This is a genomic window from Flavobacterium fontis, from assembly GCF_900129405.1.
Lineage (GTDB): Bacteria > Bacteroidota > Bacteroidia > Flavobacteriales > Flavobacteriaceae > Flavobacterium > Flavobacterium fontis.
In genome coordinates, this window is sequence record NZ_FQVQ01000006.1 from 141116 (window position 1) to 156314 (window position 15199).

General features: G+C 39.4%; 20 protein-coding genes, 1 other RNA gene and 1 pseudogene. 12 read left to right on the forward strand and 10 right to left on the reverse strand.

What is annotated here, in order from left to right:
* Positions 1 to 132: 132 nt before the first annotated feature.
* The 3 genes from BUC17_RS07010 to BUC17_RS07020 form a co-directional block, all read right to left on the reverse strand.
* Positions 133 to 1191, reverse strand: a complete 1059-nt coding sequence (locus BUC17_RS07010; protein ID WP_073362894.1) for a nucleoid-associated protein — start codon at positions 1189 to 1191, stop codon at positions 133 to 135.
* 61 nt (positions 1192 to 1252) lie between these two features.
* The gene (locus tag BUC17_RS07015; protein WP_449403959.1) at positions 1253 to 1513 is read right to left on the reverse strand and encodes a four helix bundle protein; all 261 of its coding nucleotides are present in this window, start codon (positions 1511 to 1513) and stop codon (positions 1253 to 1255) included.
* A gap of 218 nt (positions 1514 to 1731) precedes the next feature.
* A complete protein-coding gene (locus BUC17_RS07020; RefSeq protein WP_073362946.1) occupies positions 1732 to 2271 on the reverse strand; it encodes an IS1096 element passenger TnpR family protein in 540 nt (179 codons plus the stop codon).
* A gap of 157 nt (positions 2272 to 2428) precedes the next feature.
* Between BUC17_RS07020 and yaaA the strand changes: the two genes are divergently transcribed.
* The gene (gene yaaA, locus BUC17_RS07025; RefSeq protein ID WP_073362895.1) at positions 2429 to 3190 is read left to right on the forward strand and encodes a peroxide stress protein YaaA; all 762 of its coding nucleotides are present in this window, start codon (positions 2429 to 2431) and stop codon (positions 3188 to 3190) included.
* Positions 3191 to 3316: 126 nt separating this feature from the next.
* Here yaaA and BUC17_RS07030 read toward each other — a convergent pair whose 3' ends face one another.
* The 5 genes from BUC17_RS07030 to BUC17_RS07050 form a co-directional block, all read right to left on the reverse strand.
* The gene (locus tag BUC17_RS07030) at positions 3317 to 3667 is read right to left on the reverse strand and encodes a hypothetical protein (RefSeq protein ID WP_073362897.1); all 351 of its coding nucleotides are present in this window, start codon (positions 3665 to 3667) and stop codon (positions 3317 to 3319) included.
* 209 nt (positions 3668 to 3876) lie between these two features.
* On the reverse strand, positions 3877 to 4461 hold the full coding sequence (locus BUC17_RS07035; RefSeq protein WP_073362899.1) for an anthranilate synthase component II: 585 nt from the start codon (positions 4459 to 4461) through the stop codon (positions 3877 to 3879).
* Between the two features lie 74 nt (positions 4462 to 4535).
* Entirely contained in the window at positions 4536 to 5099 is a 564-nt protein-coding gene (locus tag BUC17_RS07040) for a YceI family protein (protein ID WP_073362900.1), read from the reverse strand.
* 27 nt (positions 5100 to 5126) lie between these two features.
* Complete coding sequence (locus tag BUC17_RS07045; RefSeq protein WP_073362902.1) at positions 5127 to 5759, reverse strand: NAD(P)H-dependent oxidoreductase; 633 nt, start codon at positions 5757 to 5759, stop codon at positions 5127 to 5129.
* Between the two features lie 6 nt (positions 5760 to 5765).
* A complete protein-coding gene (locus BUC17_RS07050) occupies positions 5766 to 6227 on the reverse strand; it encodes a MarR family winged helix-turn-helix transcriptional regulator (protein WP_073362903.1) in 462 nt (153 codons plus the stop codon).
* Between the two features lie 176 nt (positions 6228 to 6403).
* On the opposite strand from BUC17_RS07050, the gene BUC17_RS07055 reads away from it, so the two are divergent.
* From BUC17_RS07055 to BUC17_RS07105, 11 genes and pseudogenes are all read left to right on the forward strand, one after another.
* Complete coding sequence (locus BUC17_RS07055; protein WP_073362947.1) at positions 6404 to 6889, forward strand: peptide-methionine (S)-S-oxide reductase; 486 nt, start codon at positions 6404 to 6406, stop codon at positions 6887 to 6889.
* A 100-nt stretch (positions 6890 to 6989) separates the two neighbouring features.
* Positions 6990 to 7316, forward strand: coding sequence for a thioredoxin (gene trxA, locus BUC17_RS07060; protein ID WP_070562100.1), 327 nt, complete (start codon positions 6990 to 6992; stop codon positions 7314 to 7316).
* Between the two features lie 21 nt (positions 7317 to 7337).
* Positions 7338 to 7784 (forward strand): peptide-methionine (R)-S-oxide reductase MsrB, encoded by a 447-nt coding sequence (msrB, locus tag BUC17_RS07065; protein WP_070562098.1) that lies wholly within the window; start codon positions 7338 to 7340, stop codon positions 7782 to 7784.
* 63 nt (positions 7785 to 7847) lie between these two features.
* The gene (gene msrA / locus BUC17_RS07070) at positions 7848 to 8339 is read left to right on the forward strand and encodes a peptide-methionine (S)-S-oxide reductase MsrA (protein ID WP_070562096.1); all 492 of its coding nucleotides are present in this window, start codon (positions 7848 to 7850) and stop codon (positions 8337 to 8339) included.
* A gap of 4 nt (positions 8340 to 8343) precedes the next feature.
* Positions 8344 to 8553, forward strand: a complete 210-nt coding sequence (locus BUC17_RS07075) for a hypothetical protein (protein ID WP_070562094.1) — start codon at positions 8344 to 8346, stop codon at positions 8551 to 8553.
* 149 nt (positions 8554 to 8702) lie between these two features.
* Positions 8703 to 9191 (forward strand): annotated as a pseudogene (gene msrA, locus BUC17_RS07080) (peptide-methionine (S)-S-oxide reductase MsrA); the annotation flags it as partial.
* 46 nt (positions 9192 to 9237) lie between these two features.
* Positions 9238 to 10233, forward strand: coding sequence for a type I glyceraldehyde-3-phosphate dehydrogenase (locus BUC17_RS07085; RefSeq protein WP_070562090.1), 996 nt, complete (start codon positions 9238 to 9240; stop codon positions 10231 to 10233).
* Positions 10234 to 10314: 81 nt separating this feature from the next.
* Complete coding sequence (locus BUC17_RS07090; protein WP_070562088.1) at positions 10315 to 10770, forward strand: TlpA disulfide reductase family protein; 456 nt, start codon at positions 10315 to 10317, stop codon at positions 10768 to 10770.
* Between the two features lie 44 nt (positions 10771 to 10814).
* Positions 10815 to 12296 (forward strand): cysteine--tRNA ligase, encoded by a 1482-nt coding sequence (gene cysS, locus BUC17_RS07095; protein WP_073362905.1) that lies wholly within the window; start codon positions 10815 to 10817, stop codon positions 12294 to 12296.
* A gap of 93 nt (positions 12297 to 12389) precedes the next feature.
* Positions 12390 to 13211, forward strand: a complete 822-nt coding sequence (locus BUC17_RS07100) for a helix-turn-helix domain-containing protein (RefSeq protein WP_073362906.1) — start codon at positions 12390 to 12392, stop codon at positions 13209 to 13211.
* A 620-nt stretch (positions 13212 to 13831) separates the two neighbouring features.
* A complete protein-coding gene (locus BUC17_RS07105; RefSeq protein WP_073362908.1) occupies positions 13832 to 14146 on the forward strand; it encodes a rhodanese-like domain-containing protein in 315 nt (104 codons plus the stop codon).
* Here BUC17_RS07105 and BUC17_RS07110 read toward each other — a convergent pair.
* A complete protein-coding gene (locus BUC17_RS07110) occupies positions 14133 to 14585 on the reverse strand; it encodes a hypothetical protein (RefSeq protein ID WP_073362909.1) in 453 nt (150 codons plus the stop codon). The genes BUC17_RS07105 and BUC17_RS07110 overlap by 14 nt on opposite strands.
* 192 nt (positions 14586 to 14777) lie before the next feature.
* Positions 14778 to 15175: a transfer-messenger RNA gene (ssrA, locus tag BUC17_RS07115) on the reverse strand.
* Between the last annotated feature and the right edge of the window lie 24 nt (positions 15176 to 15199).

Genomic DNA, 15199 nt, shown 5'->3' on the forward strand with positions numbered 1-15199 from the left:
TAGTCGTCAGTCAACAGTCGTCAGTCGTAAGTCACTAGTCACTAATTCCTATTCACTAATCACTAACCCCTCAAGAACAAAAAAGCCCAACAAATCATCGATCTATTGGGCATAATATTGAAAAAAAATGGATTAACTTTTTTGTTCTTTGTTGAAATATACCAAGTAGTAATACATTTGGCGTTCTTCGTCCCAGCCTTTTTCTACAAACTTTTCGGCACTGTCGGGGTTGACAAAATCCAATTTGATTTGGATGTTAGTGTCCAAATTGATCACATTTTTTATCGAACGTCTTGCGTCAGAAACCGCGGCATTGGCAATCGGAAAGGAAGTCACGTCTTCAATGCTATACTTCTCTCCACGATCGGCTTTGAAACTCTTGAATTCGGGAATTAAATCGGGGTTTTCAATGACCTCATTCAAGAACTTGGTCTCCTCAAATGTATCGTTTTTGGCAAAGTGATTGACAGCACGATTCATGAACAGCACCTCTTCTTTTTTATCCTCGGCAGGGAAAACCACTTCTTTGGCGAACTCTTGACAAAACTTCAAATATTTTTTTGTCATGTAATTTTCATCTTGAAAGGCATCGACCGATAAAAAGTGTTCCAGCCAGTACCGCGCGTCATAGCGGTTGCTATCCACCGTGAGGATTTTGTATCCCTCCTCTTTTTTATAGTTAAAAATTAAGCAACCCTTGTCCAATTTATTGAGATTAATCCCTTCCTGAAGGATCATTTCCAAATTACTACCGCGTTCTTCAAATTGTAAGAAATCAGTCCGTAATTCGCTTTTAAACACCCCTAGAGCATCCACAGTTTGATTGTCGATGGAAATGTTGGTCAAATAAGTCACATACACTTCCCCATTCTTGATGTGTGGATGATTCGACTGTTCAAAAAGGTGCCGCGTAATTTTTTTGGACACTTCATGCACACTGCTAGGGTTGGTAAACACTTCGGTGGCTAAATTGAACATTTCGTTGTATTCCAAATCGACATCATGCGCAAACTGGAAGTAATTCTCCTCTTTTTCCCGAAAAGGGCGAAAAAAGAACTCTTTGAGCAAAGGCACAATTTCATCGGTTAAACTGTAGGTAGACTCCGATAAGAATATATTTTCATTTCGACTTTTGTTGCCTACACGGTGAATAGATAAGGAGTCGATTTGGGTGTTAAATAGATTGAGCATAGTTATTAGCTTCTGAGATGCTGAGCCACTAGGCTTCTGAGACTGGTGAACACAGCATTAATTATACATTTATTTTTTTGGTGAACGATACCAACATTACTTCAATTTCTGTACTGAAATTCCAAAGTCGTTGGAACTGTTGTTGATTGATATATTCAATATTTTTTGCAATTTCGAGTTGGGTTTGAAATTCGAAAAGCGAACCCATAGCAATTCGTAAAAAACGAATAAAATCTTTATTACTATTTCGAGCCTTACCTTCAGCAATGTTACACGGAATTGATAGTGCCGACCTTCGCATTTGATCGGTTAAGCAATACAGCTACGTTTTAGGAAATTCAAGGGTAATCTCATAAGTTGTTGTCACTAAATTCATGGCTTTTTGCCAAACAATTAAATTTCGATACGTGTTCATGGCTCATATTTTTGCCAAGATACAACAACTTAAGGTGAACTTTCCGAATGTAACCATTTGTGATCGGTTAAGCTTTATTGTCGGAAAAACAGCTCAGTTACTCAGAAACTCAGCGGCTCAGTAGCTTAATTCCAATTTTCCTCAAACCCATAATCCTCAAAATGATCATCACCCCCAAACATGTCCATGTCCTCCTCATCCAATTCGTCCTCAAAATCATTATACGATTCATAATCCCCATCGGCTTCAAATTGCTTTTCCAAGGCCTCTGCAGGCATTTCTCCGTGTGAAAACAGCAATTCAGGATAAGTAGCACCAGGCACAGGCTCTTCTATCGCAGCCAATTCGACCAAAAACGTCCACATGCTGATAAAGTCATAAACATAAATGATTTTGGTCTGTTCCTCGTGCAGGAGGTCTTGCAACTGGAAGTCGGCCATCGTTCGCATTTCGCCGGGAGTGTCACCGGTATCAAACATTGGAATCTCGTCCTCTTGGTTCCACGTATCGTCGCAGGTATAAAACGAGGCAACCTCTGTCCCATCAAAACCAAAAGCGTTGACTAAAGCATTGTGTAAATCCTCAAGAGTTGCATTGTCTTCGATAGCGATATCGCGAAAAATATCGTCTTCAGCGTCCAAGATAGCTCGGAATTTATAGATCATCATACGGGTATTTTTTTGAGCGTTCAAAGATAAATTTAATTTTAGAAAATGGGTTCCAAAAAGGGCAATTGTTGATAAGATTTTGAGTGCAAAGGAAAGGGCATTGTTGGACGTCCGCGGGAAAGTCCTTATTTTTGGAAGGCTAAAAAATACAGCTATGAAAATGGTAATTTCACCGGCTAAATCGCTCGATTTTGAGCGGCCGGTTCCTTTTACGCAACATACAACTTTTGATTTTGCGAAAGAATCTGCGGTGATTGACAAGGTTTTAAAGAAACTCAAACCGCAAGATTTGCAATCGCTTATGGAGATTTCTCCCGCCTTGGCCACTTTAAATTGGGAACGGAATCAAGGACGTGACGTCAACGCGATGACAGCCTCCAATGCACGTCAGGCGCTGTACGCTTTTGATGGCGACGTTTACATAGGATTGGATGCGTATACGTTGACAGAAGCGCAAGTGCACCAAGCACAAGAGCAACTCCGGATTTTATCGGGTTTATATGGACTTTTAAAACCCCTCGATTTGATGCAGCCTTACCGCTTGGAGATGGGAACAAAATTGCCTGTGGGAAGCGCAAAGGACCTCTATGCCTTTTGGAAACCCAAATTAACTAAAGCCCTAAATGCTTCGATGGAGGAAGGGGAGTTGCTGCTTAATTTGGCCAGTACGGAATATTTTTCTGCCTTGGACGCTAAGCAGTTAAAAGCTCAAATTATTACACCCGAATTCAAAGATTATAAGGACGGTAAGTTGAAAATGATTAGTTTCTTTGCCAAAAAAGCCCGTGGGTTAATGGTGCGTTATGTTCTAGATACTCAGGCTCAAACCCTAGAAGCCTTGCAGGGCTTTCATTATGAGGGTTATGCTTACGACCCGTCGCTGAGTACAGACAAGAAATTGGTCTTTACCCGTTAAAATATAAAAACCTCCGGGGACTACGCGGAGGTTTTCTGATTTAGAGTGCAAAAAAACGGTATGACTTACGTGTTTTTTTATAAAACAAGTCACCGAGATTTTACCCTACCTAATTTTTTGTTTTTTTTACAAATACAAGTATTCCTCGTAATCACGACGGTTTTCTTGGGCCGCTTTTTTGTGATCGCGTGCCAATTGTTTCATCGCATCAACCCCTTTACGTGCACATTGTTTGATCTCTCTGAGGTGATAGGCGAGTTGTTCCAATCGTGTACGTTCTTGCGCATCGAGTTTATTCGCCAAATCCAAAAGCAAGGCTTCCCATTCTTTTTCTTGTTTTTGGTGTGCTTCAAATTCGCTATTTAGCTCCTCCAACAATTCTGCAATCTCCCGAGAAATATCGGTGTGTAGGGCCTCCGTCTTGCGTTGGAGTTCTTGAATTTCTTTTTTACGCTTTTGGTTGTCTAATAGTCCCATAACTGAATGATTTTGTATAATCCCTTGATTATTAAATAAATGTATAAAACCTGAGCGAAATGTAAAAATAATGTTAATAACTTCCTACACGAAACGACATTCGCTTGAGGATTTACAGTTCAAAAACGTGCTTTTTTTGGGTATAAGAAAAATCTATATTGAATTTTTAAAGAATTGTAATTCAATAATTAAAGTGTATTTTACTAAAGTTATAATTTAAAATAATATCGCGCCAGCCAATGTTGTAAAATTGTTTTTCCCATGGGCGTTAAAATGCTCTCCGGATGGTATTGAACTCCGTAAACAGGCAAGTCCGTATGCCGAATAGACATAGGGTGACCCTCAGGGGTTTGCGCGGTTACTATCAAAGTTTCGGGAAGTGAAGCCGGGTCGATAATCCACGAATGATAACGTCCAACGGTGAGTTGCTGCGGAAGATTTTGGTAGAGTACATCCGTTGGATCGGAGATGTCAATAACAGTTGCAACGCCATGGTGTACAGTGTTTAAATTCTGTAGTTTGGCCCCGAATACTTCACCAATAGCTTGCATACCAAGACAGATGCCTAAAATGGCTTTTTCGCGGGCATAACGGGCAATTACCGCGTTTAAAATTCCTGCTTCATGGGGTAGTCCAGGACCGGGAGAAAGTACAATATGATCAAAGGCCGCGACTTCCTCGAGTGTGATTTCATCGTTGCGATACACCACAACAGGAGCTCCAAGAGCTTCGATGTAATGCCGTAAATTGTAAGTAAAACTGTCGTAGTTGTCTAGGAGTAATATGGGCTTCATGGCTTCAAAGATAGGGAGAAAAATAAAAAAGCCCCAGCAGGAACTGAGGCTTAAAATTCGTATTTGATTTGGAATTAGAACTGGATAGTTACCGTTAAATCAAATTCGTCGTTGATGGTTTTGTCACCCAAGTTGTCAAAGAAACTACCTGAACCGTATTTGATACCGTATTTTGTACGGTCGATTTTAAAGCTTGTAGTGGCGGTTGAACCGTTTACTTTCAATTCAAAAGTTACAGGAGCTGTTACATCTTTAATGGTCAAGTCAGCTGTCACCACATAAGTGCCGTTTCCTTTGTCAACCAATTTTTTGAAAACCAATTTTGACGTAGGGTATTTCTCTGTTCCGAAGAAGTCGTCAGCTTTCAAGTGACCATTTAATTTACCTTGGTATTCTCCTTGTAAATCAGTAGTATTGATAGAATTCATGTCTACTACAAATGAACCTCCTGTTAATTTTTTTCCTTTGAAAATTAAGGTACCTCCTTTGAAGTCTACGACGCCATTGTGTTGGCCGGTAACTTTTTTACCAACCCATTCGATTTTACTTTTTGCAACATCGATTTTTTTGTTTTGCGCTGATGCGATGGTAGCGGTGGCTACGAATAAAGCTACTGCAATTGTTCTCAATTTTTTCATGATTGTAAATATTAAATTAGTGTTGAATTAAAGGGTTTCAAATAATTGGGATTCGCTTTTACGAACTTTTGGGGCGTGCTGTGTAGCATCGTCATGGTGACGGTATCCAATGGCACAAACCACAGCTGCGTTGAGGTTGCGTTCGTTTAAGCCTAAGATTTGGTTGTACTGTTGTGCATCAAAACCTTCCATTGGGGTTGTGTCAATTTTGAGCTCAGCCGCCGCATTCATCAAATTACTTAAGGCAATATACGTTTGTTTGGCTGTCCAAACGTTGCGCGCTTCTTCAGGAATAGCATTGATGGTGTTTTTCATGAAATCCATGTATCCTTGTACATCGCTCAAGGCAATACCACGGGTTTGTACCATATTCTCAAAATACGCATCGATTTGCTCGTTTCCAAGGTTTAATTCATTGGCAAACACTACCAAATGCGAGGCATCTACAATTTGAGATTGTCCCCATGAGGCAGGTTGCAATTGGGCACGAAGCTCCGGATTTTCTACAAAAATTACTTTGTACGGTTGTAAACCATACGAAGAAGCAGATAAGTTGATCGCATCTTTCAAGGTGGCAATGTCGGCGTCACTCACTTTGCGCGTTGCATCGTATTTTTTGGTGGCATAACGCCAACGGGCATTTTGATTAAATTCACTCATAGCAAATTACATTTTAAGGGTTCTAAATTTTTCTAATAAATCGTTGAGTTGGATGATTTCCTCCTGGTTCAAGTTTTGGGCAAAAAGTTGCTCGTGTGCCAACACTATCGGTTCCAATTCTTCAAGCAAGGCCAACCCTTTGTCAGTGATTAACACCTCCATTTTTCGGCGGTTGTTGGGACAAACATTACGCGTTACCAAACCTTTTAAAAGCAATTTATCAATCAAACGCGTGGTATTGCTGTTTTTGGTAATCATGCGCTCTTGAATCACACACATGTTCGCCGGATTCCCTTTTTGTCCCCTTAAAATGCGCAAGACATTGTATTGCTCACCCGAGAGTTCGAAAGGCTTTAGCGTTTCATAAAATTTTTCAGCGACCACATTTTGGGTATACATCAAATTTAAGATGACCCGTTTGGCATCATCCAAAGAAACATTCGATTTTATAATCTCTTCAATCTTCATAATTGTAATTACAAAATTTGTAGGTACAAATGTATGATTATTTTAAATACTTGTATATACAAATATGTGTTATTTTTTTGTTAATCTTTTAAGATGGGATTTTGGCACAGGAGGTAAAATGCACTATTTTTGAAAAAAAAGACGCTAGCTCAGATAATAATTTGTTAATAAGAAATATGAAAAAAATAGGTTTTGGTGGAGGCTGTCATTGGTGTACAGAAGCCATATTTCAGGCTTTAAATGGCGTTGAGTCTGTGGAGCAGGGCTGGATCTCCTCATTGAACCCCTATGATACATTTTCAGAAGCCGTTATTGTCCATTTTAATGAAGGCATCACACTGGATGTGTTAATTGAAGTGCATCTGCTGACGCATAGTAGCGCAAGCGCACACAGTATGCGTTACAAGTATCGTTCGGAAGTGTATTATATTGATCCCAATGATAAAGACACTATCGAAATAATAATCAATAAACTGTCAAAGGAAAATGACACCAAATATATTACACAGACACTGCCCTTGGCAGACTTCAGATTGAATTCGGAGCGTTTCCTCAATTATTATAAAAAAGACAAACAGAAACCTTTCTGCCAAACCAATATAAATCCTAAACTAGCTGCAATACGCAAAACATTCGGTCATCATATTCGAAATGATTTTTAAGATGGGAAGAATTGCCAAAATATCGGGTGATAACGGTAAGAGAAAGGGTATTGCCGTATATTAACTTTGTGGAGTTAGATAACAATTAAAGTTTTTAGTTATGAGAAAAATAGAAAGTAAACAGGAATTTGAAGAAACAATTCAAAAAGAAGCAAGCGTAGTTGTAGATTTTTACGCCGACTGGTGTGGTCCTTGCCAGACGCTATTACCCACATTGGATGACCTGTCCAAAGACTTTGAGGGGAAGGTCAAAATAGTTAAAGTTAATGTTGATAATCAACAGGAACTTGCCCAGCGTTTTGGTGTGCGTAGCATCCCCACATTGATCTTTTTCAAGAACCAAAAAGCTGTGGAGACCATAGTAGGTCTTCGAACCAAGGATGAACTTCAAAAGAAGATATCCGCGTTGGAAATAGGAAATAAATAGTAACATTCAAAATAAATAGTTATGTTAAACTGGAATGATATCATCAAGTTCGTAAACAAAGGTAATCCTGTTCCGACTCGCAGGGTGGAAAAAACAGACGAGGAATGGAAAGAACTGTTAAGCCCCGATTCGTATTTTGTTACCAGGGGGAAGGGTACTGAGCGAGCACATAGTTCGGATATGTGCGGCTTATTTGAACCGGGTAAATATGAATGTATCAGTTGTGGAACACCTTTGTTTGATGCAACTGAAAAATTTAACAGCACTTCTGGCTGGCCTTCTTTCACTCAGCCCATAGCTGTTGAAAATATTGCCTACCATAAGGATGGTGGTTATGGTATGATAAGAGTGGAAACGACCTGCAATGTCTGTGATGCGCATTTGGGCCATGTTTTTCCGGATGGTCCTGCACCAAGTGGTCTTAGATACTGTATCAATGCCGTGGCGCTTAAGAAAGTAGAGGGCTGAGATCTCTCAAGCATTTCAGATCAAAAATTTTAAAGAACTTAAATAAAATAAAAGCTATAAGTAATGGAAAATTTGAAAAAAGCATATTTGGCGGGTGGATGTTTCTGGGGCATGGAAGATCTTTTCAGAGCACGTCCTGGCGTAATTAATACCGAAGTCGGGTACTTAGGGGGACAGAACGATAATCCCACCTACGAGTATCATCCCGGCCATGCAGAGGGTGTTGAAATTACCTATGATCCAAGCAAGACAACTTATAGGGAGTTATTGGATTATTTTTTCAGGGTACATGATCCCAGCACGGTAGATAGGCAGGGCAATGACAGGGGCAAAAGTTACCGCTCGGCACTATTCATTCAGAACGATGAAGAAGGAAATGATGCCGTGGAAATGATCAAATTAGTTGATGATTCGCAACGCTGGCCTGGAAAGGTAGTAACGACATTGGAGCCGTTCACAAAATTTTGGCCTGCCGAAGACTACCATCAAGATTATCTGGTCAAAAATCCGAATGGCTACACCTGCCACTTTGAGCGCTTTGGAACTTTTTTGTAAAGCAATGAACAAAGTAACGGCAGAAATTTACCAGCTGCATCCCGATCGGTATATATTGGTCTCTGGACAGGAGGAAGGCGCACCTACATGCCCTTATGAAAATGTCCAACAATGGGTTGGCTATGATACCTTAACCAAAGAATATATTCGGTTTACAAAGTCGGTATACAAAAAGCTTGTTGAAGAAATGGAAAATAAAAAAATAAAGATATGAATATAGTAGTTTTCTTATCGACCGCACTCGGCTTCTTCGCCATGACAGGTTGTAGCAACAGTATGAGTAACAAAGCCGAGCATAATAAGGGCTTGGAAGAAAAAGTAAGCATTACTGAAATGACAGGCAATAGCGATAGCACGGACGTTATCTATTTTGCCGGAGGATGTTTCTGGGGAACAGAGCATTTTTTTAAACAGGTAGATGGTGTTATCGCTACCGAAGTAGGCTTTGCCAATGGCCGTACCGACAATCCGACATATGAGGATGTAGTACAGAAAAATACGGGCTACGCTGAAACCGTAAAGGTTACATACGATGCTGAAAAATTGGATTTGAATCTGTTACTTGATTTGTATTTCCTTGCTATTGATCCTACGAGCGTAAATAAACAGGGTAATGATATCGGTGATCAGTACCGTACGGGCATTTATTACACCTCAGGCCAGCAGTTACCACTTATAAACCAACGGATAAATAAAGAGGCGGCAAAACATATCAGAGCTATAGCAGTTGAAGTAACCCCCATAAAGAAATATTATAAAGCCGAGGATTACCATCAAGACTACCTGGATAAGAATCCGGGAGGATACTGCCATATTAATCCGGCACTTTTTAAAGTGGCGAAGGAAGCTAATAAGGCAACCAATAAATGATAATATCATCAAAAAACTATAAAAAATCATGAAAAAAGTAGCAATCAACGGATTTGGTCGCATAGGAAGGGCAGCATTAAAACTGATTTTTGAAACCGATGACCTTGAAGTCGTCGCCATAAACGATTTGATGTCGGTAGAAAATGCAGCATATCTGCTTAAATACGACAGTAACTATGGTAAGTATGCTAAAGATGTTAAATTTGAAGGAGACAGCTTATTTGTGGGGGATAAAGAAATCAAGTATTCCAGTCTACGCAACATTTTAGAGTTACCATGGAAAGCACTCAATGTAGACGTTGTTATTGAAAGTACCGGCATATTTACCAACAGTGCCGATGCTGAAGGGCATATTCTGGCTGGTGCTAAAGCAGCTGTAATTTCAGGTCCTACAAAAGACACTCCAACAGTTGTTTATGGCGTAAATACTACAGATGATAAGACATTGGTCTTTTCTTGTGCAAGTTGTACGACCAATAACATCAGCCCTGTAATAGAAATTTTGGGAAGAAGGTTAGGTATAAAAAAAGCAATTCTTAATACCATACATGGATATACTGCTTCACAAAGCCTTGTCGATGCGCCTTCGAAAAAAGAGCCACGCATGGGTAGAGCGGCCGGCTTGAATCTGGCACCGGCTGCTACGGGAGCAGCCATAGCGACTACTAAAGTATTACCTCAGTACGCCGGAAAGTTCGACGGCGTTGCCATTAGAGTTCCCGTCCCTGTTGGCTCCATTTCGGATATTACTTTTATTGCTGAGAGACCTACCACGGTTGAGGAAATCAATCAGATTCTGTCAGAAGAAGCGACCACAGAACGGTATAAAAAAGTGATCGCTGTAACAAATGAACCCCTTGTATCAACTGATATCATAGGAAGTGCTTTCGCTTCTACCGTAGATTTAGAAATGACAAGGGTTGTTGATGGAGACCTAGTGAAAATAATGGCTTGGTATGACAATGAATGGGGATTTACCAATCAGATGATCAGACAGATTCAATCAATATGGCAACCTGAATAAACTGATTTAAGCGCACATGCTTACGTCGATTAACTGCATTCCCCTTCTGAAAAGGATAGGGGAATTTTGATATTTATTGTTATGGAAATTTTGAACAACCAAATCCAACCCTGGCATTTGGAAAGTATCGGACAGAAAGATCTTCCACATTACGATAGCTTCAAAGGAAAACCCTTATTGATCTTGTTTTTCTATTTAGGCTGTCCGGGATGTGTAGGAAGAGCTATCCCATTTGCCAATAAAATGGCGTATGAACACGGGGACAAGATGAACGTATTAGGGATTCATAGCAATTTTGAAGGTCCCGAATATACCAATGATGAAATTATTGAAAATTTAAAGTCATTGCATGTTAGGTTTCCGGTTTTTAGGGATGCCGGTATGGCCACCACTTTTCACGATTACCAAGCCGGGGGGACACCTCACTGGGTTTTGGTAGATAAAAACGGTAAGGTAGTCCGTTCCATATTTGGTTCGGATCCCAATCGAGCATTATTATGGTTAGATTACGCAATTATTGAAGAGTTGGAAAAGTGAATTAGAATTTACCTTCAAAACATTGCAACTTTTGAATATTCAATATGACTATATATAAAGATCATCCACTGAAAATATATAACTCACTTTCGAACGAAAAAGAAATATTCACACCGATTCAAGATGGTCACGTTGGGATGTATGTCTGCGGTCCGACGGTGTACAGTAATGTACATCTTGGTAATGTAAGGACATTCCTCTCGTTCGATATCATCTATCGCTATCTTCTGCATTTAGGCTATAAAGTCCGTTATGTGCGTAATATCACTGATGTAGGACACCTGGTTGATGATGCAGATAGCGGTGAAGATAAAATTGCAAAAAGAGCGCGTTTGGAACAACTTGAACCAATGGAAATTGTTCAACGCTATACCGTTGATTTCCATGATATCTTCCAAAAATTCAACCTTTTGCCGCCAAGCATTGAACCAACGGCGACCGGTCACATGATTGAGCAAATCAATGTCATACAGAACATCATAGATAAGGGCTATGCCTACGAATCGAATGGATCGGTATATTTCGACGTGGCAAAGTATAGTGAGGATTACGATTATGGTGTGCTCAGCCATCGGGACCTGATACACACGCTTGATAACTCCAGACCACTTGACGGCCAGTCTGACAAACGGAATGAACAGGATTTTGCGCTATGGAAGCGTGCTGATCCACACCATATAATGCGCTGGCCTTCGCCGTGGAGCGATGGTTTTCCGGGATGGCATACGGAGTGCACCACAATGAGCACAAAATACCTTGGGCAAAGATTTGACATCCACGGTGGAGGTATGGATCTGAAATTTCCACATCATGAATGTGAAATAGCTCAGGGAGAAGCCTCCACGGGCCATGCACCGGTTAACTACTGGCTGCATGCCAATATGTTAACGCTGAATGGAAAGAAAATGTCCAAATCTAGTGGAAATAATATTCTGCCAGATGAGATTTTGGCTGGCGACAATCCTGTTCTTAGCAAAGCGTTTTCAGCTTCGGTGACGCGTTTTTTTATGTTACAAACGCATTATCGAAGTATTATGGATTTTTCGAATGAGGCGATCCTGGCTGCTGAAAAAGGATACGACCGCCTGATGAAAGCGATAAATAGCTTATCGAAGCTTGAGCCTGGAAATAGATCGACACTCGACATCGCTGGTTGGGAAGCCAAATGTTATGAGGCGTTGGATGACGATTTTAATACGCCGATACTTATCTCACACCTTTTTGAAGGCGTTACGTATATTAATCAACTGAAAGACAAGACTGCCATACTTTCAGCAACCGATCTGGAACATTTCAATAAAGGTATTTCAACCTTTGTTTTTGACGTACTAGGATTGGAAATGAGATCGGGTGTGTATGACAGCTACGCTGAAAAACTCGACGGGACAATCAAATTACTAATTGAAATTAGGAATAAGGTGCGAGCAGATAGAAACTTTACTTTGTCAGATCAGATACGCAACCGACTCGCTGAGTTAGCTATCAAATTGAATGATTCAAAGGAAGAAACAACTTTTAACTATTGATCTGATTTAAAGATTCGCTTTAAATTAAATTGTGTTTTGAGATTATATGTATTTTTGATAATAATATAGAAGTACTTTAAATTGAATATTAATATGATCTATCAAGGAAAGCAGAACGAATACTTTGAGTTGGAGTATGTAGATTGTGACAATTTCAGAAGCTTTAGGCCGATTGTATCTGGGGCTCTGCAGCTACTGTGGTTTCAATCTGACGGAAACAAATTGATCATCGATGGCATTCACCAAACTTTTAATAACAACCAGATTGTTAGTCTCTCTCAATACCATCATGTGCAATATGAGCAGATTAACGCTATGAAAATGCTTCGGTTCAATTCAGAATTCTATTGCATAATTAACCATGATAGCGAAGTCGGCTGTAAAGGTGTATTGTATTATACACCTGCAAAAATACCGGTTGTTTCGGTTCAGGAGCCGCAATTTGCGATAATGAATGATGCCTGGAACCTAACCGATATGGAATTAGAAATGAAAGACGAATTGCAGCTTGAAATGCTGCAAATTGTCCTCAAGCGCATCCTGATACTGTGCACAAGAATATACAAAATGCAAGGTACCTTGTCTTTCATCGAGGATAGTCAGCATAATTTAATAAGGGAATTCAATTTTCTGGTTGAACAAAACTTTAAGGAGCAGCATAGCGTCTCTTACTATGCAGGTTTATTACACAAATCACCAAAGACCATTACCAATACCTTTAAGAAGATTGATGAAAAATCACCACTTCAGCTTATCCATGACCGTATTCTGTTAGAGGCTAAAAACTTGCTGCATTATACAAAACGGGATATTTCTGAAATAGCGTACGAACTCGGATTTGAAAACGTGCAGGTATTCAGCCGATTTTTCAAGAGACTCTCAGGTATTTCTCCTACCGAATTTCGACTCAAATAAAAGAAGAGAATTTAGGCGGATTAGGCTTAAAAACATAGCAATTAAAAACGTAGACCTCTTTAAGGGCAGATCTTGAACAGTAGGGTAAATCGATCTTAATAGGTTTCGATTTAATTATTGTGCGACCTGATTGACTGAGTTTTTAATGTCTTGAAAAAAACTCTAACTCAGTAAGGCTGTCATTATGGATATAAAACAGCACCATAGCTTTATGCTCAGTGTTCCTGGTACATGGATAGGTCAAACTACCAGCCTTTGCTTAAGCCATATATCTAAAGCATTCTGTATCTCTCTGTTTGGGTACATATTCTATATACACCTTGCCATGTCTTATACTAAAGCAGGGCTCATACTATTGGGATTACGGTAATGCGCAATTGTAGGAGCACACAAATGAGCAACCTCCGCAATAACTTTGTAAGTCGAAATAAAGGGTAAAGAGCCAATGTACTCTACCCTTTATTTTTTATATTTGCAATATTGATTTACAAGGTAATCAAATGAAAAAGAATGTAATAAGCACCATTACTAAATCGTTACCGATAGAGTTTTCCTCTCTTGTAAACTACTCTTTATTAGTCACTTTGTGCTATATTAATCTTTTTAAAACAAAAAAGATCATGCAACATTTGTCTCAAGAAGCGTGGGCAGCGCAATTAGCTGCAGATGAAAATGCCGTAATTTTAGATGTTCGAACCGAAGAAGAATGGGAAGACGGAATTATTCCGGGTGCACTATTGAACGATATATATAAAGGACAAGGATTTATTTACCGTTTGGAAGAATTGGATAAATCCAAAAATTATTACGTGTACTGTAAGGCAGGTGGGCGAAGTGCCCAGGCCTGCCAAATTATGAAGCAATTGGGGTTTGAACACACCTACAACTTGGAAGGTGGTTTTATGAATTGGCAAGGCGAAGTTACTCAGCCATAACCTTGTTTTTTCGTTTAGCATTCACTGTTTTGTGGTGAATAGAGGCATAGAATTCCTTAATGCATTTGCGGTGGAATTGTGTGGCCTTTACTTCATGTATTGCTTTGTTTTTTTCCAAAATCACCAATCGGTAGGAATGGAATTTATGTACTAATGAGTACGATGTCATAATACTCCCTATAGCTAAGGTTGACCAAAAAAGCATTGCGTCGTTGATCATGTATAAAAAATAAGCCACAGCTAAGAATAATATACCTGCAGCAAACAAAAGTAAATTTACAGAGAAAATACGCTTTTTAAACAGATTAACGGTTGAGATAGATTCTAAATCAATCGATTCTTGTTGGGTTCCATTGATTAAAATTACTTGGTTAGGAGTAATCAAACCAAATTTTTTGCTAAAATGGACAAACTGATTGTTGTTTTTTAAGGTAGTCATGGCTCTCGTATTTAAAACCATTTACGAAAGCTTGTGTTGTTTGGATTTTAATTTTTAACTATTATCTGTGTGTTTTTTTTTATGTTTATGATAAATAAAATTTATTCTTTTTGTAGTGCGCACCTTTTCATAGGGATTAAAAACCGAAAATATATTTAAAGAATAAGCCTGCATGAATTTGCAGGCTTTTTTTTGTGGAGACGCCGAGAATCGAACTCGGGTCCAAACAAGCAATCGAATAGCTTTCTACACGTTTAGTTCTTGATTGGATTTTCGTCAAAGAGCAAGGCCAAGAACAGCCACTCTTTGCTTAGCTTAATCAGTGTCAGAAAGGATTTAAAGCATTACCTTTCCTAGGTTTACTTTTACGGTTCACCTTAACCAACCGCCATAAACCAAGGCTTTTGAGGTGAATCTAGCTTCTCGTCCTTGACGAGACTAGGCAAATCGTACTAAACTTCGGATTAAGCAGCTAAAGCGTAATTATTTTCGCCGTTTATAAGTGTGTACCTTTGGATTAGCGAGCAAAAAGTACAATGCTCGACGTGCTTACTATTTAATTCCACTCGCTGTCAAAACCAGTCGTCCCCTGGAATTTTCCCTAATAAGGAGGG